This window comes from Desulfosporosinus shakirovi (assembly GCF_020595055.1).
Taxonomy (GTDB): domain Bacteria; phylum Bacillota; class Desulfitobacteriia; order Desulfitobacteriales; family Desulfitobacteriaceae; genus Desulfosporosinus; species Desulfosporosinus shakirovi.
Map to the genome: position 1 here is coordinate 1 of NZ_JAJDOO010000084.1, position 1,929 is coordinate 1,929.

General features: G+C 32.0%; 2 protein-coding genes. Both read right to left on the reverse strand.

Annotated features, from left to right (window positions below):
- Nucleotides 1-522: 522 nt before the first annotated feature.
- Nucleotides 523-1,467 (reverse strand): hypothetical protein, encoded by a 945-nt coding sequence (locus LJE72_RS25870; protein ID WP_229251012.1) that lies wholly within the window; start codon nucleotides 1,465-1,467, stop codon nucleotides 523-525.
- Nucleotides 1,468-1,536: 69 nt separating this feature from the next.
- The gene (locus tag LJE72_RS25875; RefSeq protein WP_229251013.1) at nucleotides 1,537-1,863 is read right to left on the reverse strand and encodes a hypothetical protein; all 327 of its coding nucleotides are present in this window, start codon (nucleotides 1,861-1,863) and stop codon (nucleotides 1,537-1,539) included.
- Nucleotides 1,864-1,929 lie beyond the last annotated feature (66 nt).

Below are 1,929 nucleotides of genomic sequence, written 5' to 3' on the forward strand. Positions count from 1 at the left end.
GAGTAACCGATGGTTTTCCCTTTTTTAATTTTGCGAACTTAATTGTACTCTATCACCTTATCTTTATTTTGACATCTGGGTCCCATAAGAGTGCCTATGTAAAGTTATTAGCATAGCATATCTAAACCTCAAAAAACGTCAAAATCAGGCTTTAGGGCCAATTTTGACGTTTTTATATTTGGCGTTATACGTGTTTTCAACTAAACTATCATCTGCCGAAAGCTCGTAATAGCTCAAATTTTCTATGCTGTTTGTATTGTTTCTCAGCTGCCCTTTTTACGATGTGTTGATTGACTTGTTTTAGTCGGTCTATATCTATGACTGTGATAGAAGGCCTATCCTTGTCAAAAGATACAGCCACTATAAAATAATAGTAAGTTTCTTACCTTCAGATTTGAGACACGTCAACAACAATGTCAGCTATTTCTTTTTAATAGTCGATTGATCCAAATAAATTAACCGGTATACGTCGCAGATTAGTGTTAAGCCAACTCAACAATGAATTTGTAATTTCTTGTGGATCTAGAAAGAAATGTTAGGTATTTTTTGCTTACAACCTTCTAATTCATCAATTTTATTCATTAATATATCTTCAATATTTTCATTATCTTTAATCATATCTATTAATTCCGATGATTCCTTATTGAGAATCATCGCTAAACAAGTTTGCAAATGTCTAATACAATCATTTATATATAATAAATTAAAACATCTTTTACTACATACTACTTTTTCACAGGAACTGTTAAATTCTTCTGTAATAGATTCAAGCAAATCAAAATCTGCTACTTTTAGTATTTGAATAATGTCAATTATGAGAGTATCTCTATTTACTGACTGTTCATTGAAAATTTTCCTATCTTCTTCGCAAATCAGTAGACCATTATTTATACATTTCAAGCAAACAAACCATTTCTCAGGTACAATATCTCCTTCATGAAAATTTCCTTTGCAAAAAATACATTGCATATTTAAACTGTTATCACTAAATACTTTCGGAAAATTACATTTTAAACTTTTAAGTGTTCTTACTTCTAAATTTTCTATATTCATAATTTGTTCAATTTCATCTTTATCATCTGTATCAAAATATGATTCACTTTCATGTGCTGAATTAATTAACCATGGCTTATGGTTTTTTAGAAAGCATAAGTCTTCAGGGAGTCTAGGGTGTTGCCAAGAGTGCAATGATTCTGATACCTCGAAAAGAATCTTTAGGGCTTCTTCATCAGTCCTATAATAATATACTGAAACTGGTTTTGATCCTACACCAAGTCTCGTCCCTGGCCATTCTAACTGATCTCGCCTTTCTTTTAAAAAAAGAGATAATCTATCTAACACAGTTTTAGCATACTTTGAAACAGTCATATCAGGTCTAATAACTAATATGAACTCATCACACACAGTAAAAGAAAACTCAATTAAATCTAGGTAGACTTTACCCTTAGGATCAGAGGCTATATACATTATATCATCTCCAGTTAATGCTTATCAAGAATACCCTTAAGAGCTTAAGGGTATTCTTGATTGAAAGATCTATTTAAAAAGAATAAAGAAACTATGACCTTTAGTTTTTCTCCCATTTGTATGATAATGCCAATATTGCTCTCCCTCATCACTACTACCAATTTCTCCATCAGGCCACGGTGCTGGATCCTTTCCATTTGATGCAGCTCTAGCCACTTTAGCTGCATTCGTTCTATTCGCAGTAAAAGAATCCCAATAAGGAGTACCATTACGCATCGACATAACTCTCTCAACTGCCGTAGCATAAGAAATTTGTCCACCTATATAAATATTATCCCCTGGAACAGTATAAGCAGCATAATATTTAGAAGGGTTTTTCCTAATAATATCATACATCTCAGATATCGGTATATAGTGGCTCGGATGTAAAGACAAAAATAATTAAAAAGATAATGTACCAGA